The sequence below is a fragment of the Bradyrhizobium sp. 170 genome (assembly GCF_023101085.1).
Taxonomy (GTDB): Bacteria; Pseudomonadota; Alphaproteobacteria; order Rhizobiales; family Xanthobacteraceae; genus Bradyrhizobium.
Window position 1 is genome coordinate 534,594 of the sequence record NZ_CP064703.1, and the last position, 22,244, is coordinate 556,837.

17 protein-coding genes and 1 pseudogene are annotated in these 22,244 nt (G+C 64.9%); 12 read left to right on the forward strand and 6 right to left on the reverse strand.

The window, feature by feature from the left end; translation table 11 throughout:
• The first annotated feature begins 6 nt into the window (after positions 1-6).
• Genes IVB05_RS02475 through IVB05_RS02485 form a run of 3 tightly spaced genes read left to right on the forward strand, consistent with a single transcriptional unit; the run spans position 7 to position 2,521 of the window.
• Complete coding sequence (locus IVB05_RS02475) at positions 7-1,407, forward strand: AtzE family amidohydrolase (protein WP_247782863.1); 1,401 nt, start codon at positions 7-9, stop codon at positions 1,405-1,407.
• Positions 1,407-1,820 carry an oxalurate catabolism protein HpxZ gene (hpxZ, locus tag IVB05_RS02480; RefSeq protein WP_247782864.1) on the forward strand — a complete coding sequence of 138 codons (414 nt, stop codon included), beginning with the start codon at positions 1,407-1,409 and terminating at the stop codon, positions 1,818-1,820. The genes IVB05_RS02475 and hpxZ overlap by 1 nt, the downstream gene beginning before the upstream one ends.
• Complete coding sequence (locus tag IVB05_RS02485; RefSeq protein ID WP_247782865.1) at positions 1,817-2,521, forward strand: GntR family transcriptional regulator; 705 nt, start codon at positions 1,817-1,819, stop codon at positions 2,519-2,521. Before hpxZ ends, IVB05_RS02485 begins: the two co-directional genes overlap by 4 nt.
• A gap of 150 nt (positions 2,522-2,671) precedes the next feature.
• Here the strand turns inward: IVB05_RS02485 and atzF are convergent, their stop codons facing one another.
• Both atzF and IVB05_RS02495 read right to left on the reverse strand, forming a co-directional pair.
• On the reverse strand, positions 2,672-4,474 hold the full coding sequence (atzF, locus tag IVB05_RS02490; protein WP_247782866.1) for an allophanate hydrolase: 1,803 nt from the start codon (positions 4,472-4,474) through the stop codon (positions 2,672-2,674).
• A gap of 209 nt (positions 4,475-4,683) precedes the next feature.
• Entirely contained in the window at positions 4,684-5,199 is a 516-nt protein-coding gene (locus tag IVB05_RS02495; RefSeq protein WP_346771873.1) for a MarR family transcriptional regulator, read from the reverse strand.
• 169 nt (positions 5,200-5,368) lie between these two features.
• On the opposite strand from IVB05_RS02495, the gene IVB05_RS02500 reads away from it, so the two are divergent.
• The gene (locus IVB05_RS02500) at positions 5,369-7,231 is read left to right on the forward strand and encodes a feruloyl-CoA synthase (protein WP_247782868.1); all 1,863 of its coding nucleotides are present in this window, start codon (positions 5,369-5,371) and stop codon (positions 7,229-7,231) included.
• Between the two features lie 14 nt (positions 7,232-7,245).
• Here IVB05_RS02500 and IVB05_RS02505 read toward each other — a convergent pair whose 3' ends face one another.
• Positions 7,246-7,761 (reverse strand): MarR family transcriptional regulator, encoded by a 516-nt coding sequence (locus tag IVB05_RS02505; RefSeq protein WP_247782869.1) that lies wholly within the window; start codon positions 7,759-7,761, stop codon positions 7,246-7,248.
• A gap of 135 nt (positions 7,762-7,896) precedes the next feature.
• On the opposite strand from IVB05_RS02505, the gene IVB05_RS02510 reads away from it, so the two are divergent.
• Entirely contained in the window at positions 7,897-9,096 is a 1,200-nt protein-coding gene (locus tag IVB05_RS02510) for an ABC transporter substrate-binding protein (RefSeq protein ID WP_247786559.1), read from the forward strand.
• A 257-nt stretch (positions 9,097-9,353) separates the two neighbouring features.
• Here IVB05_RS02510 and IVB05_RS02515 read toward each other — a convergent pair whose 3' ends face one another.
• A complete protein-coding gene (locus IVB05_RS02515) occupies positions 9,354-9,884 on the reverse strand; it encodes a MarR family transcriptional regulator (RefSeq protein WP_247782870.1) in 531 nt (176 codons plus the stop codon).
• A gap of 80 nt (positions 9,885-9,964) precedes the next feature.
• Between IVB05_RS02515 and IVB05_RS02520 the strand changes: the two genes are divergently transcribed.
• The 7 genes and pseudogenes from IVB05_RS02520 to IVB05_RS02550 all read left to right on the forward strand — a co-directional run.
• Entirely contained in the window at positions 9,965-11,200 is a 1,236-nt protein-coding gene (locus IVB05_RS02520) for a cytochrome P450 (protein WP_247782871.1), read from the forward strand.
• Positions 11,201-11,210: 10 nt separating this feature from the next.
• Positions 11,211-11,534, forward strand: coding sequence for a 2Fe-2S iron-sulfur cluster-binding protein (locus IVB05_RS02525; RefSeq protein WP_247782872.1), 324 nt, complete (start codon positions 11,211-11,213; stop codon positions 11,532-11,534).
• Between the two features lie 85 nt (positions 11,535-11,619).
• Positions 11,620-12,837: an ABC transporter substrate-binding protein gene (locus IVB05_RS02530; RefSeq protein WP_247782873.1), complete on the forward strand. Its 1,218-nt coding sequence runs from the start codon at positions 11,620-11,622 to the stop codon at positions 12,835-12,837.
• Positions 12,838-12,945: 108 nt separating this feature from the next.
• A complete protein-coding gene (locus IVB05_RS02535) occupies positions 12,946-13,740 on the forward strand; it encodes a helix-turn-helix transcriptional regulator (protein ID WP_247782874.1) in 795 nt (264 codons plus the stop codon).
• 115 nt (positions 13,741-13,855) lie between these two features.
• Complete coding sequence (locus IVB05_RS02540; protein WP_247782875.1) at positions 13,856-15,022, forward strand: cytochrome P450; 1,167 nt, start codon at positions 13,856-13,858, stop codon at positions 15,020-15,022.
• A gap of 242 nt (positions 15,023-15,264) precedes the next feature.
• A complete protein-coding gene (locus tag IVB05_RS02545; protein WP_247782876.1) occupies positions 15,265-18,672 on the forward strand; it encodes an adenylate/guanylate cyclase domain-containing protein in 3,408 nt (1,135 codons plus the stop codon).
• Between the two features lie 277 nt (positions 18,673-18,949).
• A pseudogene (locus IVB05_RS02550) lies at positions 18,950-19,078 on the forward strand (transposase); the annotation flags it as partial.
• Between the two features lie 30 nt (positions 19,079-19,108).
• Here the strand turns inward: IVB05_RS02550 and IVB05_RS02555 are convergent.
• Both IVB05_RS02555 and IVB05_RS02560 read right to left on the reverse strand, forming a co-directional pair.
• The gene (locus IVB05_RS02555) at positions 19,109-20,689 is read right to left on the reverse strand and encodes a tannase/feruloyl esterase family alpha/beta hydrolase (RefSeq protein WP_247786560.1); all 1,581 of its coding nucleotides are present in this window, start codon (positions 20,687-20,689) and stop codon (positions 19,109-19,111) included.
• Positions 20,690-20,912: 223 nt separating this feature from the next.
• Positions 20,913-22,187 carry an NAD(P)/FAD-dependent oxidoreductase gene (locus tag IVB05_RS02560; protein ID WP_247786561.1) on the reverse strand — a complete coding sequence of 425 codons (1,275 nt, stop codon included), beginning with the start codon at positions 22,185-22,187 and terminating at the stop codon, positions 20,913-20,915.
• Positions 22,188-22,244 lie beyond the last annotated feature (57 nt).

Sequence of the window (22,244 nt, forward strand, 5' to 3'; positions counted from 1 at the left end):
CGCGCCATGACCGTGAAATCAGACGGGCTGTCGGCCCAACAAATCGCGCAAGCCGTAACGGACCGCAAGCTGTCTGCGCTTGATGCGACCGAAGCCGCGCTGGCGCGGATCGCCAAACACGATTCCGTGCTGAATTCCTTTACCGACGTCACCGCGGATCGCGCACGCGCCAAGGCGCGCGCGGTCGACGCCGCGATTGCCGCCGGCCAGAAGGCCGGGCCGCTTGCGGGCGTACCGTTCGCGGTGAAGAATCTTTTCGATGTAAAAGGTCTCGCCACCCGCGCCGGGTCGAAGATCAACCGCGACCTCGCGCCATCGCCGCGCGATGCCACGCTGATCGAGCGCATGGAGGCGCAGGGCGCCGTGCTGGTCGGCGCGCTCAACATGGGCGAATACGCCTACGATTTCACCGGCGAGAATGTGCATGACGGCCCGTCACGTAATCCGCACGATCCGACGCGGATGACCGGCGGCTCGTCGGGTGGCTCGGGCAGCGCGGTCGGTGGCGCACTGGTTCCGATCGCGTTGGGATCCGATACCAATGGCTCGATCCGCGTGCCGTCGTCGTTCTGCGGCGTCTTTGGCCTGAAGCCGACCTACGGCCGGCTGTCGCGCGCGCGATCCTTCCCCTTTGTCGCAAGCTTCGATCATCTCGGCCCGTTCGCGCGCAGTGTCGCCGATCTCGCGCTGGCCTATGACGCCATGCAGGGGCCGGATGCTGCCGATGCGGCCTGCACGACGCGGCCGGTCGAACCGGTCACGCCGCTGCTGGCGCAGGGTGTCTCGGGCCTGCGGGTCGCGGTGGCCGGCGGTTATTTCCAGAAGAACGTCTTTCCCGAAGCGGTCGAGGCTGTCGCGCGTGTCGCCAAGGCGCTCGATGCCGCGACAACGGTCGAGATTCCCGAGGCCGCGCGCGCCCGCGCCGCGGCTTATGTGATCACGACGACCGAAGGCGCTTCGCTGCATCTCGATCGCCTGCGCAAGCGTCCGAACGATTTCGATCCGGCGGTGCGCGACCGCCTGATTGCCGGAGCCATGGTTCCGGCGCCGCTGGTCGATCGCGCGCAAAAATTCCGGCGTTGGTACCGCGCAAAGGTGCTGGAGCTGTTCAAGTCGGTGGACGTGATTATCGCGCCGGCCACGCCCTGCGTCGCGCCGAAGCTTGGGCAAGTGAACTTCGTGCTCGACGGCGTCGAACTGCCGGTGCGCGCCAACATCGGCATCCACACCCAGCCGATTTCGTTCATCGGTCTGCCTGTCGTCGCGGTGCCGGTGCCGCTGGAGCCAATGCCGATCGGTGTCCAGATCATCGCCGCGCCCTGGCGGGAAGATATCGCGCTGCGGGTCGCGCATGCGCTGGAACAGATGGGCGTTGCCGCAGCGCCGCCGCCGAGAGGATCATATTGATGGAGATCGATCTTCCCGACGTGCTGGCCGAAGTCACCGCACAGTTTGCGCGCTATGAAAAGGCGCTGGTGTCGAACGACGTGGCTGTGCTCGACGAATTGTTCCGCAACGATTCCCGCACGCTGCGCTACGGCATTGGTGAAAATCTCTACGGCTATGACGCGATCATGGCGTTCCGCGCCGCGCGCTCGCCGGTCGGGCTGATGCGGCGGACCGACAAGACTGTGATCACGACCTATGGCCGTGATACCGCCGTCGCCTCCACGTTGTTCTACCGCGAGGGCGCGAAGGGCAGGGTGGGGCGCCAGATGCAGACCTGGATACGATTTCCCGAGGGTTGGAAGATCGTCGCGGCGCACGTCAGCATCATCGACGAACCCGAATCTTCCAAGCAAACGGATCAAAAGACATGAGTCTGGAGGATCTGCCGGAAACCACGGTCCGCCGCGTCGATCGCCCTTCATCGCAACGCGACAAGGTCACGCGCGCGGAGGAACTGCGGCTGCAGTTGGCCGACGAGATCGTGCGCGGCGTGCTGCCGCCGGGATCGGCGCTCGATGAGACTGACATCGCGCGGCGCTTTTCGGTGTCGCGTACCCCGGTCCGCGAGGCGCTGCGCCAGCTCGTGGCGAGCGGTTTGGTCGAAGCCCGCGCCCATCGCGGTGCCGTGGTGGCGCAGCCGTCGCTGGATCGTTTAACTGAAATGTTCGAGGCGATGGCGGAGCTGGAAGCGTTGTGCGCCGGGCTGGCCGCCGAACGCATGCCGCCGGCCGATCGCCAGAAGCTCGAAGCGATCCACGAAGAATTGCGCGTGCTGAGCCACGCCGGCAATCCCGAACGCTTTCACGAGGTCAACGAACGCTTCCATAACGCGATCTATGCCGGCTCGCAGAACGGCTACATCGCCGAGATGACGCTGGCGACGCGGGTGCGGGTGCAACCGTTCCGCCGCGCCCAGTTCCGCAATCTCGGGCGTCTGGCGAAATCGCACGCCGAACACGACCGCGTCGTGGTCGCGATCATGCGCGGCGACAAGGCCGGCGCTGCCGCCGCGATGCGCGCGCATATTGAGCTGGTGCGCGGGGAATACGAACTCTACGCGGTGTCGGTGTAGTCCCCCGTCATTCCGGGGCGCCGCAACGCGGCGAGCCCGGAATCCATTCATCCACATTGACGGCCGTTGGCTGGTTAGCCCTATATCGAGATCACGCTGGTGGAGGGATGGATTCCGGGCTCGCGCTTTTGCGCGCCCCGGAATGACGGTTCACACCTTCTCAGCCATGAACGCGCGCCAGCCGCCGTAGCCTGAAATATCGCGCGCGCCCTCGACCGCCACGGGCTCCACCATAAAACCCTTCACGCCTCTTCCGTCAGCCAGCCGGATCGTGCCGATCCCGAGCGGCGGCGGGATCGCGGCGACGAACTTGCCGAAGGCTGCCGCCGACAGCGCCCATAGCTCCAGCTTGATCGAATGCCCCGCGCCGGCGTCCACGCGCAGCATGCCGGGCTTCGGCGGCGTGGTGTCGAGCGCATAGAGTCTGTAGTCTGGCGCCGTCATGGCCGCCTCGAGCAGGCGTGCGCGGAGCGCCTGCAATTCGCCGTTGAGCGCCATGCCGGAGAGATGCGCCCCGACCACGGCGATGGTGATTTCGTCGCCGGCGGCGCCGGACGGCAATGGGGCGAGCGCGGGCTGCATCAGCCCCTTGGCTCCCATCTTCAGTTTGGTGTCGGCGTGAAACACGCGCCCGATACTGGCGAGCGCGGCGTCATGCCCCGCAGGTGCCAGCAGCGTGATGCCGAACGGAATGCCGTCGGCATGCATCGCGGCCGGCAGTGCGAGGCCGCAGAGGTCGAGCAGATTCACAAAATTGGTGTAGGTGCCGAGCCTCGAGTTGAGCTCGACCGGATTGGCCAGCACCTGCGCAGTCGAATAAGCGGTCGGCGCCGTCGGTAGCACCATCGCATCGAAATTGGCGAAGCTGTGCTCAGCGGCACGCCGCAGCGCCTGCAGCCGATAGAGCGCGGCAAAGGTGTCGGCGGCGGTCAGCCGTGCGCCGGCGGCCGTGATCTCGCGCGTCACCGGATGGATCGAATCCGGCGCGGAGGCCAGCAGGTCGCGGATGACGAGATAACGTTCGGCGACCCACGGGCCCTCATAGAGCAGCCGCGCGGTCTCATAAAACGGCTCCAGATCGAATTCGACCAGCGTGGCGCCGAGCGATGTCCAGCGCGCAAGCGCCTCGCCATAGGCTTTCTCCGCGGCGCGGTCGCCGAAGAAGATCAATTGGCCGTTGCGCGGCACGCCGAGCCGGAGTTTTTCGGGAAATGCGGTCACCGCTCCCAGCGGCCGGTCGCGCGAATACGGATCGGCGCCATCGAGCCCGGCCATCGCCGCCAGCGCGGTCATCGCGTCGTCGACGGTCAGCGAGAACACCGAGATGCAGTCGAGCGTCCGGCACGCCGGCACCAGGCCAGCGTTGGAGATCAGCCCGAGGCTCGGTTTCAATCCGATAATGTTGTTCAGCATCGCCGGCACGCGGCCACTGCCCGCGGTGTCGGTGCCGAGCGCCAGCGGCACGAGACCGGCGGAAACCGCGACGGCCGATCCCGAACTCGATCCGCCCGGAACGAGATCGGCACGGATCGGATTGACGGGAATGCCGTAGGGCGAGCGGACGCCGACCAGACCGGTCGCGAACTGGTCGAGATTGGTCTTGCCGATGATGATGGCGCCGGCCGCCCGCAGTTTTGCCACGGCCGTCGAATCCTGCGCGGGCGAATAGGAGAATGCCGGGCAGGCGGCGGTGGTTGGCATGCCCTGCGCGTCGATATTGTCTTTTACGGCGACCGGGACACCGTAGAGCGGAAGCTGCGCAGCGTCTTTTTTCGTCAGGCCTTCCGCTTCCGCCAGCGCGTCCTTTTCATCGCGGAGCGAGATGAACACGGCCGGATCGTTGTGGGCGCGGATGCGCTGATAGCTGCGCGCGATGGTTTGCGCCGGGGTCATGGTCGCGGCGCGGTGCGCGGCGACGATGGCGGCAACGGTTTCAGGCGCGTCAGACTGCATGGCGAGCAAAACTCCAGCGAGCAAAGGTTACCGGGAGTGAAGCAAGCGATGTGCCATTGTGTACAACGGTTGGATGGAGCCGGTATCAAAGGATAGGTACGCAGTATCAGGTATTTAGGGTGCAAGTGTACCCGCTCTTCGCGCCTGGCGCAGGCGAGTAGTTGCCTAATATATAGGCGAGAAGGCCCGTGGCGAGGCGACGGCCGCGATCAGGTGAACGCGGAAAGGATTTGCAGAAGCCGCTCCCGGTTTTCCTTGCCGATTTTATCGGCCACATGGCGCTCATGTTCGGCGGCGAGCCGCCTGAACTGCGCCAGTGCGGTCCTGCCGCGCGCGGTCAGGTGCAAGGCGTGGGAGCGCCGGTCGGTGGCCGATCTGAGGCGGCTGACCAGTTCGCGCTTTTCGAGGCTGTCCAGCAGGTGCACCAGCCTGGCGCGCTCGATCCCGAGCCGCTTGGCGACCGCCATCTGGCTCAGGCCCGGGTTCGCACCGATCACCGTCATCACGGAATACTGCGTCGGCCTGATGTCGACGGCACCGAGCGTGCGGATAAAATCCTGAAAAATCCAGATCTGGAAGCGCCGCACCGCATAGCCGGCGTGGCCGGCCAGCGCGTCGAGGGCGATCGCATCATCCATGACATCGCCTTGCACGCTGCCGTTTCGACCTTGCGTCCGGCCGGAACGCGGTCGCGCGCTCGCGCGCGATTTGGCCGTTCTGGGCATTTGACTGTTTCCCGCCATCGCCTCTGCTTCTAGCGCTTCGCGGACTTCAAGGGAAGATTGTTGTTGACGACAACAATTGTTGTGCTCAACAATAGGGGCAAGCGGCCCTTCGAGCCGCACGCCGGCATGCCGCGCGGCAACCCTGAAACAGCCGGGACAGGAGGAAGCCATGACCATCGCCGCCGCAAGCGGTGACAATTCCAGCAATCTGTTCGCGACGCCTGCGATTGCCGCCGATCGCCGCGCCGACGGCAGTATCCTGGTGAAGTCGACCGTGCCGCTTCAGCCGGGTGCGCGTTGCATCGGCGACTGGCTGGAGCATTGGGCACGGCAGGCGCCGGAGCGGGTTTTTGTCGCCGATCGCTCCAGCGCCGATGCGCCGTGGTCGACGGTCACCTACAAGGACGCGTTGAAGCAGGTGCGCTCGGCGGCGGCGTGGATCCTCGCGCAAGGGCTGAGCGCCGAGCGACCGCTGGTGATCCTGTCCGACAACAGCGTCGAGCACGCACTGTTCGCGCTCGCGGCCCAGCATATCGGCGTACCGTCGGCCGCGATCTCGCCGGCCTATTCGCTGATGTCGAAAGACTTCGACAAGCTCAGGAGCATGATTACGCTGCTCGAGCCCGGCGCGATCTATGTTTCCGCCACAAAGCCGTTCGCGGCGGCGCTGGCGGCGATCCAGCCGCTGCATTCGGCTGCGACCGTCAGCGGCAGCGCCGGGGACACCGACGCCATCTCGTTTCGCAACATCGCGGCCACGCCGGAAACGCCCGACGTTGGCAAAGCCTTCGCGGCGATCACGCCCGACACGATCGCAAAGTTCCTGTTCACATCGGGTTCGACCGGCACGCCAAAGGCCGTCATCAACACCCAGCGCATGCTGACCTCGAGCCAGCAGGCCAAGGCGCAGACCTGGACGTTCCTCGATGATATCGGCGAGAAGCTGGTGATCCTCGACTGGCTGCCGTGGAGCCACACCTTCGGCGCCAACCACAATTTCAACCTGGTGCTGCGCAACGGCGGCACGCTCTATGTCGACGGCGGCAAGCCGGCGCCGGGGCTGTTTGCGACCTCGCTCGCCAATCTGCGCAGCGTGATGCCGACGGTCTATTTCAACGTGCCGCGCGGTTTTGACATGCTGATCGCGGCGCTGCGCGGCGATGACGAGTTGCGGCAAAAATTCTTCAGCGAGGTGAAATTCGCTTTCTACGCGGGCGCTGCGCTGCCGCAGAATCTCTGGGATGCGCTGGAAGAACTCTCGATCAAGACGGTCGGCCGCGCGCTGCCGATGGTGTCGGCCTGGGGCTCGACCGAGACGTCGCCGCTGGCGACTGATTGCCACTTCCAGGCCAGGCGTTCCGGCAATATCGGCGTGCCGATCCCGGGCACCGAATTGAAGCTGGTGCCGTCGGGCGACAAGCTGGAGGTGCGCGTGCGCGGCCCGAACGTCACGCCCGGCTACTGGAAGGCGCCGGAACTGACCGCGCAGGCGTTCGATGCGGAAGGCTTCTATCTGATCGGCGACGCCGTGACTTTTGCCGATCCGGCGCGTCCCGAACTCGGTCTGTTTTTCGACGGCCGCGTCGCCGAGGACTTCAAGCTCAATTCCGGCACCTGGGTCAACGTCGGCACCTTGCGCGTGGCGGGAATCGCCGCGCTGGCGCCGCTGGCGCAGGATATCGTTGTCACCGGCCATAGCAGCGATGAAGTCCGCTTCCTCGTATTTCCGAACATCGCGGCCTGCAGAGCGCATGCCGGTCTATCAGACAATACCGATGTGAAAGACGTGATCGGCCACGACAAGGTTCGCAGTGCGATTAGGCAAGGCCTTGCAAAGCTGAAGGCGCAGAGCGGCAACTCGTCGGGGCACGCCACGCGGGCGCTGCTTTTGGCCGAGATCGCGTCCGTGGACGACGGCGAGATCACCGACAAGGGCTACATCAACCAGCGCGCGGTGCTGACGCGGCGCGCGGGCGCGGTGGCAACGCTGGACGACGATTCGTCGGCCGAATGGATCGGCTGCGCCGGCTGAGAGCTGTTCGCGCCTTAAAACCCGTTCTTGTGGGCTTCGACCAGCCGCACCAGCATCTGGAGAAAGGCGGTTTGCTCGGGCTTGCTGAGCGCGGAAAGCGTCTGCGCATTGAAACGCTCGCCCAGCCGGCTGGCTTCGTCGGCGCGCCTCTCGCCCGCCACGCTGAGGCTGAGTTCGACCGCCCGCTTGTCCCGCGTGGATCGCTTCCGCTTGAGAATTCCGGTCTCCTCCATCCGCGACAGGATCTTCACCAGGTTGGGCAATTGCATTTTCAGCACGCCGGCCAACTCGCTCTGCGTCACCGTCTTGTTGTCGCGCACAGCGACCAGGATGGCGTATTCGAGCGGCGAAAGTTTTAGCGCTTCGAAATACGGATAAAACGCCTCGAAATTCTGCAACTGCAGGATCCGGATCATGAATCCCGGGGTCTGCCGTAGCGCGGCGAGATCGAGTTCCCGGCCCGCGTCCGGCTCGGCCGGTCTGGCTCCCCCGTTGGCCTTGCGCGTCGAAACTTTGGCGATTTTTCCCATGGCAATAGCTCGCACGGCATCACCTGAATTGACAATCCTCAAAATGCTTATAAGTTATAAGTAATTTCGAAGTGGTCGCGAAGGCCGCCTTTTCCATTCAGGAGGGAATGCATGCGACAGTTTTTTCGCTCAGGAATGCTCGTTGCCGCGCTCGGCGGCATGTTTGCCGGCGCAGCCCAAGGCCAAGCTCAAGCCCAGGACCGCGTCCGGATCGGCGTGCTCAACGACCAGTCGGGCGTGTTTTCGACCTACCAGGGCGTAGGCTCGGTCATTGCCGCGCAAATGGCGGTGGAGGATTATGGCGGCAAGGCCGCCGGCAAGCCCGTCGACGTCATTACCGCCGATCACCAGAACAAGACCGACGTCGGCGTCGGCATCGCGCGGCGCTGGTATGACACCGAAAACATCGACGCCATTTTCGACCTGCCGAACTCGGCAATCGCGCTCGCGGTCGCCAACATGAGCGAGCAGAAGAACAAGGTCTTTATCGGCTCCGGCGCTGGCACCGCGCTTCTCACCGGCGAAAAGTGCACGCCGAATACCGTGCACTGGACCTACGACACGTACGCCTATGGCCGCGGTCTCGGCAAAGCCGTGGTCGCGCAGGGCGGCAAGAAATGGTTCTTCCTGACCGCCGATTATGCCTTCGGCCACGATCTGGAGAGGCAGGCGATGGAAGGCGTCAAGGCATCCGGCGGCGAAGTGCTCGGCGCCGTGCGTCATCCGCTCGGCACCGCCGACTATGCTTCGTTCCTGCTACAGGCGCAGGCCTCGGGCGCCGATATCGTCGGCGTGGCCAATGCAGGCGACGACACCATCACCTCGATCAAGCAGGCGGCGGAGTTCGGGCTGACGCGGAAGCAGAAGCTGGTCGGGCTGATCCTCGGCATGAACGGCATTCCCGCGCTCGGCCTGAAGGCGGCGCAAGGTGCGCAGATCATGAATCCGTTCTACTGGGATCTCAACGACGGCACGCGCGCCTTCGCCAAGCGGTTCGCCGAACGCCATCCGCAGAAGAATTATCCGAACGACATGCAGGCCGGCGTCTACGCATCCGTGCTGCATTACCTGAAGGCTGTCGACAAGGCCGGCGGCGCCGCCGACGGCAAGGCCGTGGTGTCAGCGATGAAGGCGATGCCGACCGATGATCCGTTGTTCGGCAAGGGAACCATCCGCAGCGACGGACGCAAGATTCACCCGTTCTATCTGCTCGAGGTCAAGAAGCCCGAGGAGTCCAGTTCGAAGTGGGACCTGTTGAAGGTCGTCGCGACGATCCCGGGTGATCAGGCTTTTCGGCCCGAGAGCGAGGGCAACTGCCCGCTGGTCAAGAAATGAACTGACTGACGGCGGTCGGAGGGAACCGGCCGCCGCCGAAAATCGGTCTTCGAGGCTTGTCGTATATGTTGCCAAGGCAACTAATTTGTGCGAGCCTGTTTTCGACAAGCGGCCGATCGCAGAGCACAGAGATTGCCGGGCCGCGCAGGGAGAAACGGATGTTTGGGCGTGTCGGCTCGTCACGACACAATGCGGCACTGCGTACGCAACGCGATGGCGGCGGCGTCGTTCAACGCGGCGCGGCGAACGCGTTCCGCTCAGTCCCGACTGTCGACTTCGCCCGCGCCTTTTACGGCGTCGAGATTGCCGTGGACCCGCAGCAGCAGGGCGATCAAGGTTTCGCGTTCCGGCTTGCTCAGGCAGGACAGCAGGCGGCGTTCGCGCTCAAGCGCGACCGCGATCACCTGGTCGTGGGTGGTAAAGCCCTTCGCGGTCAGCGAGATCGAATGGGTGCGTCCGTCCTGCCGGTCGGCCCTGATGCTGACCAGGCCGCGCTCCTCCATACCTGCCAGCGTCCGGCTGACCGGTCCCTTGTCGAAGCCGATGACATGGCAGATGCGGGCCGCCGAAATTTCCGGCTCGATCGCGAGCAGCGACAGGATCCGCCATTCCGTGACGTTGACGCCAAAGCGCTTCTGATAGACCACGGTCGCGCTGCGCGACAATTTGTTGGCAATGAAGGTGATGAGCGCCGGGACATAACGGTCGAGGTCGAGCACCTGTTCGGCGCGTCGGCTTCTGCCTGCCGTGCCCGCGCGAGGGACGCGCGCCTGTCTGTTCCTGCTCATGCTCTTCCGAAACCGCTCCAGCGTTCCAGACATAGAGACAGGGCATACCGTTCCGCAAGAACAATATGCAGGAGACCCACATGAGCGCGACCTCCGGCACAGATTCGGTAACCCCGGCGCGGGGTGCGCCGGCCGGTGTGCCAAGCCTGGACGTAGACCCGTTCTCGAACGAGTTTTTCGAGGATCCGCACGCGATCCACGACACCCTCCGCGAGGCCGGGCCGCTGGTATGGCTCGACAAATGGGGCGTCTATGGCGTGGCGCGCTATGCCGAGGTGCACGCCGTTCTCAACGATCCCCTGACCTTCTGTTCGAGCCGCGGCGTGGGCCTGAGCGATTTCGCCAAGGAAAAGCCGTGGCGCCCGCAAAGCATCATCCTCGAGGCGGACCCGCCGGCGCATACCAGGACGCGCACGGTGCTCGCCCAGGTACTGTCGCCGACGGCGATGAAAGGGGTCCGCGAACATTTCACGGCGATGGCCGCCGCCAAGGTCGACGAGTTACTGGCGCGCGGAAGTTTTGACGCGGTTGCCGATCTCGCGGAGGCCTATCCGCTCTCGGTGTTTCCCGATGCGATGGGCCTGAAGCAGGAGGGGCGCGAGAACCTGCTGCCCTATGCCAGTCTCGTCTTCAACTCCTTCGGGCCGCCAAACCAGTTGCGACAGGAGGCGATCGAACGCTCGGCGCCGCATCAGGCCTATGTCGCCGCGCAGTGCCAGCGCGAAAACCTCGCGCCCGGCGGTTTCGGCGCCTGCGTCCATGCCCGCGCCGATGCGGGCGACATCACGCCGGAAGAGGCGCCGCTATTGGTGCGTTCGCTGCTTTCGGCAGGCCTCGACACGACAGTCAACGGCATCGGCGCCGCGGTCTATTGCCTGGCGCGCTTCCCCGATCAGCTCGCGCGGCTGCGCAGCGATCCGACCTTGGCACGCAATGCGTTCGAAGAGGCGATCCGTTTCGAAAGCCCGGTGCAGACCTTCTTCCGCACCACGACGCGGGAAGTCGAACTTGCGGGCCATCGCATCGGCGAGGGCGAGAAGGTGCTGATGTTCCTCGGCGCCGCCAACCGCGATCCGCGTCGCTGGGACAATCCTGACAGCTACGACGTGACCCGCCGCACCTCGGGCCATGTCGGGTTTGGCTCGGGCATCCATATGTGCGTCGGCCAGCTCCTCGCGCGCGTCGAAGGCGAGGTGATGCTGGCGGCGATCGCACGCAAGGTTGGTTCAATCGAGATCACCGGCCCGGTGAAGCGCCGCTACAACAACACGCTGCGCGGCCTCGAAAGTCTCCCCATTACGATTTCTCCGGCCTGACGGACCGCTTATGCCAAGCATCACCTTCATCCATCCCGACGGCCGCCGGCAGAACATCGAGGCAAGCGCGGGCGAAAGCGCCATGCAGGCCGCGACGCGGCAGGACATCAACGGAATCCTGGCGGAATGCGGCGGCAACGCCATGTGCGCCACCTGTCATGTCTATGTCGACGAGGCCTGGCTCGCCCGTCTGCCGGTCATGGGCGGCGACGAGGACGCGCTGCTGGATGGCGCCGCCGCCGAACGGCGGACCAACAGCCGCCTGTCCTGCCAGATCAAGTTCGCCGCCGATCTCGATGGCTTGGTCCTCAGCCTGCCGGACCGGCAATTGTGACGGCGTCATCGCCCGATATCGCGCGACGAAATCAAACCCGGCGAAGTCCGGAAATCTCAAAATCGAATTCCGGAGGGAGAAAACAATGAAGGTTTGCAGGTTAGGTCTGGTGGCGCTCGCCTTGTCATGCGCGACGTGGAGCGGGGCGCGTGCGGAAATTTCCGATAATGTCGTCCGCGTCGGCGTGCTCAACGACATCTCCGGGATCTTCCAGGACACCAACGGCATGGGTTCGGTGGAAGCCGCGCGGATGGCGGCGGAAGATTTCAATGGCGGCGGCAAGAACATCAAGGTCGAAATCGTCTACGCCGATCACCAGAACAAGGCTGACGTGGGTTCGGCAATCGTGCGCAAATGGCTCGATGTCGATGGCGTCGATGCCGTGGTCGACGTACCGAATTCCGCCGTCGGCCTCACCATCAATTCGCTGCTGCGCGACTCGCGCATGACGTTTCTCGCGTCATCCACCGCGAGTTCCGACCTGACCGGCAAAGCCTGCTCGCCGAATACCATCCAGTGGGTCAACGATGCCTGGGCGACCGGCAACTCCACGGCGGCGGCGATGATGGCGCGCGGCGGCAAGGAATGGTACTTCATCACGGTGAATTTCGCGCTCGGCCAGGGCATCGAGGCCGAGGCGACCAACTACATCGAGAAGCACGGCGGCAAGGTGCTGGGCTCGGCCAAGCATCCGCTCAACACGGCGGATTTCGCTTCGCTTCTGCCGCAGGCGCAGAATTCCAAGGCCAAGGTGATCGGGCTTGCCAATGCCGGCGGCGATACCGTCAACGCCGTGAAGCAGGCGGCCGAGTTCGGTCTTCAGCAAGGCGGTCAGACCATGGTGGCGTTCCTGCTGTTCATCAACGACGTCCACGGCATGGGGCTGAAGGTCGGCCAGGGCCTGCAATTGTTCGAGGCGTTTTACTGGGACATGGATGAGGACACCCGCGCGTTTGCAAAACGCTTTGCGGCGCGGCCGGGCGTGAACGGCAAGATGCCGAGCGGCAACCAGGCCGGCGTCTACGCTTCCACGCTGGCCTATCTCAACGCGGTAGCGGCGGCCGGCAGCGACCACGCCAAGGATGCGGTGCCGCAGATGAAGAAGTTCAAGGGCAAGGACAAGTTGTTCGGCGACGTCACCATCCGCCAGGACGGCCGCGTCATTCACCCGATGTACCTGTTCGAGGTGAAGAAGCCGGAAGAGTCGAAATATCCTTACGACTACTACAAGCTGGTCTCGACAGTGCCCGCCGACCAGGCGTTCCGCCCGCTCGCCGACGGCGGCTGCTCACTGGTGAAGTGACGGGCGAGTTCCGAGACCAGGGCAGGCGAACGGTCACGGCGCCGCTTCCGCCGAGCGGGCCATATTGATAGTGTGGCGCGAAAGCGGAAGGGAACAAAGGAGGGAATCATGAAAGCTGGTGCGGCTTTCGCGCCTCCCGCGACGAGCGATATTACGCCGGCCGTGCTTGCGATCGGCCGGCCTGAGTTTGCGCAAACGCTGATCGCAACGTTGCGTCGCGTGGCGGATGTCGGTCACTGCATGGTGTTTTCGTTTGCGGGAGAACGCTCTGCGCGCTGCCTGCTCGACATTGGCAACATTCCGATCGGCGGCGAGCTCGGCGCCGCTTATTCGGAGCACTTTCATGTCGCTGATCCGAACCGGGAGGCCATCTTTCGGGAGCAGGCCATCGGCACGCCGATCGTGCTGTCGGCCTTCGCTCGCCGCATGTACGGAGGCGAGTACCGCAAGATCTTCTTCGAGGATTCCGGGATCGTCGACAAATTGGCGACTGCGATCTGGGTCGGTCAGACCTGTTTCTATGTGAACTTCTACCGGACCACGTCGCAGGGGCGTTTCGCCAGCGACGCGGCCCGGCGATTGCGGGCGGCTGCACCGGCCGTCAGCGCGGCGGTGGCGCGTCACTTCCAGCACGAATTGTCGCCGAAGGACGATCCGGCCGGCACGCTTAAAGCGCTGTTTGCGTCAAGCGCGCCATTCGCGTGCCTGACCGGCCGCGAGAAGCAGGTATGCCTGCGCATCGTTTCCGGCCTCAGTTCGGAAGCGATCTCTGCCGATCTCGACATCGGACTGCATTCGACGCTGACCTACCGCAAGCGAGCCTATGAGAAACTCGGCATCTCGTCGCAGAACGAATTATTTGCGATTGCGCTGCGGCTACTCGCGGCACGCAGCATGAACTGACGCAATGCTTCCCGATCGTCGTCACCGGCGCGGCAGCCGTCTGTCCCAAGCTGTAGGGACATACAGCCTTCTCCTGCGGGATTAGCATCCGGCCTTCCGAACCGGGAGACCGATCGTGAGCACTGCGCCCCGCATTGACATCGAACTTGCCGCATTCTGGCAGGATCCCTATCCAACGCTTGCAAGGCTGCGCAGGGACGCGCCGATCGCCTTCGTGCCGCAGCTCGGCAGCACATTGTTCTGCAGCCGCGACGATATCTTCGTCTCCGAAAAGCAGATCGATGTATTCAGCTCGCACCAACCCGAAGGCCTGATGAACAAGCTGATGGGCCACAACATGATGCGCAAGGACGGCGACGCGCACATGGTGGAGCGCAAGGCGATCTTTCCCGCGATCTCGCCCAAAACGGTCAAATCGCACTGGACCGCACAGTTCCAGGCGCATGCCGATCGCATCATCGATGCGCTTGAGCCGGGAGGCGCCGTCGATTTCGTGCAGGAGTTCGCCCTGCCGTTCTCGGCCGAGTGCCTGAAGTCGATCACCGGGCTGACCAACATGCGTTTCCAGGACATGAATGCCTGGTCGCAAGGGATGATCGACGGCATCGCCAACTATGCCGGCGATCCCGCGGTGCAGGCACGCTGTCATGCCGCGACCGCCGGCATCGATGCCGCGATCGACGACATGGCCCCGGTGCTGGGCAAAAATCCGGATTTGAGCCTGCTCGGCGTGATGCTCGCAGCCGGCATGCCGATGGAGAGCGTGCGCGCCAATATCAAGCTCGCGATCAGCGGCGGTCAGAACGAACCGCGCGATGCCATTGCGGGGACGGTATGGGCGCTGCTCACCCATCCCGATCAGCTTGAGCTGGTGCGCGGCGGCAAAATCCCCTGTCTGCAGGTGTTCGAGGAATATGCCCGCTGGATCTCGCCGATCGGCATGTCGCCGCGCCGCATCGCCCGGCCGTGGAAGGTCCGCGACATTGCCTTCGAGACCGATGAGCGCGTCTTCCTGATGTTCGGGTCCGCCAATCGCGACGAGAAGTATTTTGAAAGCCCTGAATGCTTCGATGTTCGCCGCGATGCCAGCAAGAGCATCGCCTTCGGCGCGGGGCCGCATTTTTGCGCCGGCGCCTGGGCTTCGCGGGCGATGGTGGCCGATGTCGCGCTGCCGACCATCTTCGGGCGGTTTCCGAATCTGCGTCTCGTCGAGAACGAGCCGGTCCGCGTGGTCGGATGGGCGTTCCGCGGCCTGCTCAACCTGCCGGTTGTGCTGGAATAAGGCTTCGTCGAGCGAGGCGCGTCTGGCTGCCTGGGGCGTGAACCAATAAATTCAGAGTGGTTGGCCGACGTCCACTTTGGTGCGCATTCCGGACTCAGGTCGGACATCGCATGAGGCCCGAAAAGTGCCAGAAGCAGCCCCTCACTTGCAGTCAACTCGCGGTGTTTCCCCGTGCTCTCTCGGCCATTTTGCAGTAGGCTCGAGCGCCTGGTGCTCTGAAGACGAGAGCCGGGAGGAGAGCCATGGACGTCGCGGCCTGGCTGTGTGGTCTGGGGCTGGGACAGTACGAACAGGCGTTCCGGGAGAACGACATCGACGCCGAGGTCCTCATGGACCTCACGGCCGAGGATCTGATCGGGCTCGGCGTCGCCTCGATCGGCCATCGCCGCAAGCTGCTCGCTGCCATTGCCGCCCTGCGCGCCGGCTCAATGTGGGCGACCACCCCTGCCACAGCCGCACCCACCGCCGACTCCAGGAAGGCCTCGGTTGCACCCGAGCGCCGCCAGCTCACCGTGATGTTTGTCGATCTGGTCGACTCGACCGCGCTCGCGGCGCGGCTCGATCCAGAGGAAATGGCCGAAGTCTTGCGGAGCTATCAGAGCGCAGTGGCGGGCGCGATCGTGCGGTTCGAAGGGCACGTGGCGAAGTACATGGGGGATGGTGTGCTGGCCTATTTCGGCTATCCGCGCGCCCACGAGGATGAGGCCGAACGTGCGGTGCGGGCCGGCCTCGCCGCGGTGGCGGCGGTGCGCAGCCTGGGATCGGCGCATGGCGAGACGCTGGCGGCCCGTGTCGGCATCGCGACCGGCGCGGTGGTTGTCGGTGAGTTGATCGGCGAAGGCGCGGCGCGCGAGGAGACGGTGGTCGGCGATACGCCGAACCTCGCGGCGCGGCTGCAAACCCTGGCCGAACCGGGCACGGTGGTGATCTCCGCTCGCACACGGGAGCTCATTGGCGGACTGTTCGAGCTCGCCGAGCTCGGCCTGCAGATCTTGAAGGGATTTCCCGTACCGGTGCGGGCTTGGCGCGTGATCGGCGAAGGCGCCGCCGAGAGCCGGTTCGAGGCATTGCACGGGGCAGGCCTGACGCCGCTCGTCGGTCGCGAGAATGAGATCGGCCTGCTGCTCGAGCACTGGGAGCGAGCCAAGGAGGGTGAGGGCCAGGTGGTGCTGCTGGCAGGCGAGCCTGGCATCGGCAAGTCGCGCCTCGTGCGGGCACTGCGCGAGCGACTTGAGAATGAGCCGCATACGGCCCTAAGCCACTACTGCTCGCCGCACCATCAGACCAGCCCGCTTCATCCGGTGATCGGCCTGCTGAAGCGGGCGGCGGGCTTCGCCGCGGACGATCCCGCCGCAACGAGACTCGACAAGCTCGAGGCGCTGCTTGCGCTATCGACCGATGATGTCAGCGCGGTGGCCCCGCTGCTCGCGGCATTGTTGTCGCTGGAAACGGACGCGCGCTACCCGCCGCTCGACATGAGCCCGCATCGGCAGAAGGAGCGGACGCTTGAGGTGCTGGTCGATCAAGTCTTGGGCCTCGCAACGCGCCGGCCCGTCCTTGCCTTGTACGAGGACATGCACTGGGCGGATCCGACCTCGCTGGAGCTGCTCGATCTCATGGTCGACCGGGTGCAGGGCGCCCCCGCGCTCGTCCTCATCACCTTCCGGCCCGAGTTCGAGCCGCCCTGGACGCGCTCTGCCCATGTCACCGCGCTGACCCTCAGCCGGTTGAGCCGCCGGCAGGGTGCGGCCATGGTGGCGCGGCTCAGCGGCGGCAAGGCGCTACCTCCTGCGGTGCTCGACCAGATCGTCGCCAAGACGGACGGCGTACCCCTGTTCGTCGAGGAGCTGACACGGGCCGTGCTCGAGACCAATCTGCTCCGGGATGAGGGCGACCAGTACGCGCTCGCGGGACCGCTGCCGCCCATGGGAATCCCAACCACGCTCCAGGAGTCGCTGCTGGCCCGGCTCGACCGGCTGGCCCCGGCCCGTGAGGTAGCCCAGGTCGCGGCCGCGATTGGCCGGGAATTCTCTCACGAGTTGCTCGCGATGACGACGGCGGTGCCGGAGAGCGAACTGCAGGCGGCGTTGGACGATCTCGTCGGCGCGGGCCTGGTGTTTCGGCGCGGGACACCGCCTCAGGCGACCTACAGCTTCAAGCATGCGCTCGTGCAGGACGCGGCCTATGCGACCCTGGTGCGCGCAAAGCGGCAGCGCTTGCACGCCCGGATCGCCGCCGCGATCGAGCAGCATTCTCCGGAGACAGTGCAGGTGCAGCCCGAACTTCTCGCCCACCATTACAGGGAGGCGGCGCTGGCCGAACCGGCGATCGACTATTGGCTGAGGGCTGGACAGCGAGCCATCGCCCGCTCGGCTATGGCCGAAGCGCTTGCGCAGTTGCGGAACGGGTTGGACCTGCTCGCGGGCCTGCCGGAGGCCGATCGGAGGCGGCGAGAACTCGACCTCCAGGTGGCGTTGGGCGTGGCACTGATGGCCACGCAAGGCTGGGCGGCGCCGGAAGCGGGGAGGGCCAACGCCCGCGCCCGCGAACTTTGCGAGCAGATCGGGGCCACCGCCCAGCTGTGGCCCGTGCTCTACGGTCAATGGGTGTTCCACGGCGTGCGCGCCGAGCACAACGCGGCGCGCGAAGTGGCAGACGAGTTTCTGCGCCGGGCGCAGGAACATCAGGAGGCTTCCGCAACCGTGGTGGCTCAGCGCATCAGTGGCACTGGTGCCTTCTGGCGCGGTGAGGTGGCTGTCGCCCGTACCCATCTGGAGCCGACGCTCGCCCTCTATGACCCGGAGCGGCATCGCTCACTCGCCTTTCTCTATGTGCAGGATCCGCGGGTCGCGGCGCTGTCGGCGTTATCATGGACGTTATTTGCGCTGGGCTATCCGGAGCAGGCTCGGGCGCGGAGCCGCGAGGCACTCGACGCAGCCCGCGAACTGGCTCACCCCAACACGCTCGCCTACGGCCTGTTGTTCGCATGTTTCTTCGAACAGTTCCGTGGGGCGGGGCACGAAGCCCAGAACCGAACCGGGGCACTGGTTGAGCTCTCGACCGAGCAGGATTTTCCGCATTTCCTCGCGGCGGCGACGATGATCCGGGGATGGGCTCTGACTGAGTCGGCTGAGCTGGAGACAGGGCTCGCGCAGCTTCGGCAAGGGCTTCCGGCCTGGCGCGCCACCGGGGCCAGGCTCTATGAGCCGTATTTCCTCGGTCTCCAGGCCGAGGCGCTCGGCCGTTCTGGCGCTGTGGAGGAAGGTTTGGATCTGGTTGCAAAGGCGCTGGACCGAGTGGAAGAAACCGGCGAGCGGTGGTTTGAGGCCGAACTCCATCGGATGATGGGCGAGCTGATGCTGCGGCTGCCGGGGTCCGACCCAACTGCCGCGGAAGCACAGTTCGGGCATGCGGCTGCAACGGCGCGCCAGCAGGGCGCCAAGCTGTGGGAGTTGCGCTCGGCGACGCGCCTTGCACGATTGTGGAGAGAACAGGGTCGGCGCGGCGAGGCTCACGACCTGCTCACCCCGCTCTATAGCCAGTTTACCGAGGGCTTTGGGACACCGGATCTACAGGCTGCCAGCGCAATACTTCGAGAGACCACTGCCGGCATCGAGCCGAAGAACCCGATCCCAAATGCCCGCAGTTGATTCTGCATACGAACATGGCAGGCCAAGTCGCGTGTGGATCTAGCCGGCCGCCCGCCTCTGAATGGCGGCTCGGGGTCATTCTCGTCGATTTTGGCATGTCCCAGCATGTCCGGTTAGGGATTAATCTCGGAAATGCCGATTGTCCGTTTTGCCGATTGAAGGCATCGGTTTGGACGTGATTCAAGCGCCCAAAGCGGGACCCCGAAGCATGCGGTGTGAACTCACGGACTTTGAATGGGCTGCCATCAGGTCGTTTCTTCTCTGCTTCAGCCCGTATCTGCATCGCGCGCGCAACTTGATCGAACGGTTCTTCGACAAGGTCAAGCAGTGCCGTCGTGTCGCGACCCGATATGACAAGCTCGCAGCCGACCATCTAGCCTTCGTCAAGCTCGCATCCATCCGCATTGGCTGCGTGCTGGTGAGTCAGCGCCCTATATCACGGCGCGCAGTAAAAGCTCGCCGCAAGATTGGTCGATCCCGACTTGTAGTGCGGCCATGCCGGCCACTGGCACAACGGCAGTGAGCGTGTCGTCTCGAACGCCGGTGCCTCGACCTTCTGCTCGGTCACCTCGAGATCATGCGGCGCCTTGCCGTTCTCGACCCAGTCGACGAGCACGCCCAGCATATCGACATTGGCGGGCGCGCCTGAGCCGACATGATCGACGCCGGGCGCGGTGTAGAGGCGAGCGAATTCCGAGGTCTTCTCCTTGCCGAGCGTGCGCTGCACGTTTTCGAAGTAGCGGATTCCCGCATAGGGGCTCTGGGCGTAGTCGGCCATGTGCTCGAGGATGACGAGCTTGCCGCCGCGTGCGCCAAAGCGGCTCAAGTCGGGATTGGTCGAGTCCATCAGCTTGGATACCTGAAGCAGGCGCTCCTTGTGGTCTTCGGGCTTGTACGTGGTGACATCGAGCTTCGGGTTGCGCGCGAAGACGTATTGAATGCCACCTGCGCCATAGATCCAGGCAATGCCGTTGGCCGGCACCGGCGGCTGCGCCGGGGCCGCCTTGCCGAGCCACCACGAGATCCAGCCGCCGGTCGGACCGAAGGCAGGGGTGTTTTCGCCGGACACACCCCAGCCCGGATAGTCATCGAGCCCGTTCTCCAGGGCAAAGGGAAATTTGTAGGTCGAATGAAGCGTCTTGATCGCCGTGATCTGTGCATCGCTCAGACACTGGTCGCCGTTTTGTTCTGCTGCGCAACGCAGCGATTCCGGCTGGAATTTCGCCTTGCAGCCGACCGGGTCCTGAACCAGCGAATCTTCGGAACCGTCGGCCTTGTCGCAAGCGTGCAGGACCGCTTTCGCGACGAGTTCGACTTGAGCGGGACGGATCCAGCCTTCGCCCATTGTCGCCAGGCCCGCTCGCGTTCCGGCGTGCTGTAGTCCGACCCAGTTGATGACGGGCACGCGCGCGAAGATGCCGTCAAAATCTTCCGGGTAACGCTGCGCCATCGTCAGGCCTTCGCGGCCGCCTTCCGATGATCCCATGAAATACAGCTTGGACGGCGGGTTGCCGTAGGCGCGCACGATCAGGGCGACGGCGGCGTCGCGCACGCGCTTGTAGGATCGATGCGCAAAATTCTCGAAGGCTTCGTCGTTGAGTGCAAAGACCTGCGGCGGCTCGCCCGGCTTGGTCTCGTGGCCGGAATCCGTGCCATAGGTGACGAATCCCCGCGCCAGCGGCGAAGGCGTGCCGAAGGGAGAGGCCGTCGGCAAAGCGAGACCGGTGATCAGCACGCCGTTGAAGCCGCCGCCGCCATATTGCAGCGAGCGGCCGTTCCACTCGACCGGGAGGTTCACCTGAAATTTGATCGGCGGCGCATTGGGATCTGATGGCGCGATCTGGCCGAGCACCTTGCAGAATTCCGGATTGGCCGGCGTGACGCGTGCCGCCGGCGTCGGTCCCCTTTCGGCGACTGCGAGTGGGGTAGGCGCGATCATGGAGGCGGCGTCGATTCGGACGGCATTATCGGTGGGGCGGATAAGATCGCTGCAGGTCGCGGCCGGATCGCCGGTCATTTTTGCAGCCATCGCCTCGACTGCGCTTAATGAAATCGCAGCGATCAGCGAAGCCAGGCAAGTGCCCGCGCGCAAATTGATCTTGAGCTCTCGCATCGTCTTCCCCCCGCCCTGTGCCCGCGTTGATCTCGCGGTCATGCTAGAATGGCGGGTACGGCACGGACGTCAACCCAAATGAGCGGTGGGACGCCAGCCTGACTGCCCCGCGGCTCGATGGAAGAGTTTATCCCGTGACCTTGCTCGAGCCCTGCGTGATCAGCCGCGCGGCGCGCTGGTCGCGGGCGTGGATCCACAGCCAGCTCAGCGCGACGCTGAGCCGGTTGCGCAGGCCGATCAGGAAGTAGATGTGGGCGATGCCCCAGATCCACCAGGCGAGATTGCCGCGCAGCTTGATCCGGCCGAAATCGATCACCGCCTTTTTCTTGCCGATCTGCGCGAGGCTGCCGGCATGCTTGTAGCGGAACGGCGGCAGCGTGCCGCCGCCGAGGCGCGCCTTGATGAGCGCGGCCACGTAGCGCCCCTGCTGTTTGGCCGCCGGCGCGATGCCCGGCACGGGATTGCCGTCGGGGCCGGCAATCGTCACGGTATCGCCAACGGCAAAGATGTCGGGATGGCCGGGCACGGTAAGGTCTTGCTCGACCTTCAAACGGTAGGCGCGGTCGGCGGGCGCGTTCAGCCATTCCGCCGCGCGCGAGGCGCGCACGCCGGCGGCCCAGACGATGGTTCGGGCCTCCAGTCTGTTGCCGCCATAGACGACGCCATCGATGGCACATTCGGTGACGGGCTGCCCCAGAACCACCTCGACGCCGATCTCCTCCAGCGAGCGCTGCGCGTAGGCGGAGAGGTCCTCGGGAAAACCTGCCAGCACGCGCGGGCCGGCCTCGACCAGGACGACGCGGGTCTTGTGGGTGTCGATGTTGCGAAAATCCGGCGGCAGCGTGTCCTTGGCAAGGTCGGCGATGGTTCCGGCCATTTCGACGCCGGTGGGGCCGGCGCCGATGATGACAAAGGTCAGCAGCGCCGCGCGCCGCACTGGATCGGTCTCGCGTTCGGCGCGCTCGAAGGCGACGAGAATGCGACGTCTAAGCGTGGTGGCGTCCTCCAGCGTCTTCAGGCCCGGCGCGAACGGCTCCCATTCATCGTGGCCGAAATAGGCGTGGCGGGCGCCGGTGGCAAGCACCAGCGTGTCATAAGGCAGCGCCTCGCCGTCTTCGAGCAGCACGCGCTTTTCAGCAGCATCGACGCCGCTGACATTTGCGAAGAGCGTTGTTACCTCCTTGCGTCCGCGCAGCAGGTAGCGGATCGGCCAGGCAATTTCCGACGTCGCCAGCGAAGCGGTTGCGACCTGGTAGAGCAGCGGCTGGAACAGATGATGGTTGCGGCGGTCGATCAGCGTGATCCTGACCGGCGCACCGGCGAGGCCGAAGGCGGTCTCCAGGCCGCCAAAACCGGCGCCGACGATCACCACGTGATGGGGCTGTTTCGGCGTTGTCGTCATGGGCATGCAACCCCGGTTTCAGATCATTCAACACATTGGATTTCAACACATTGGATT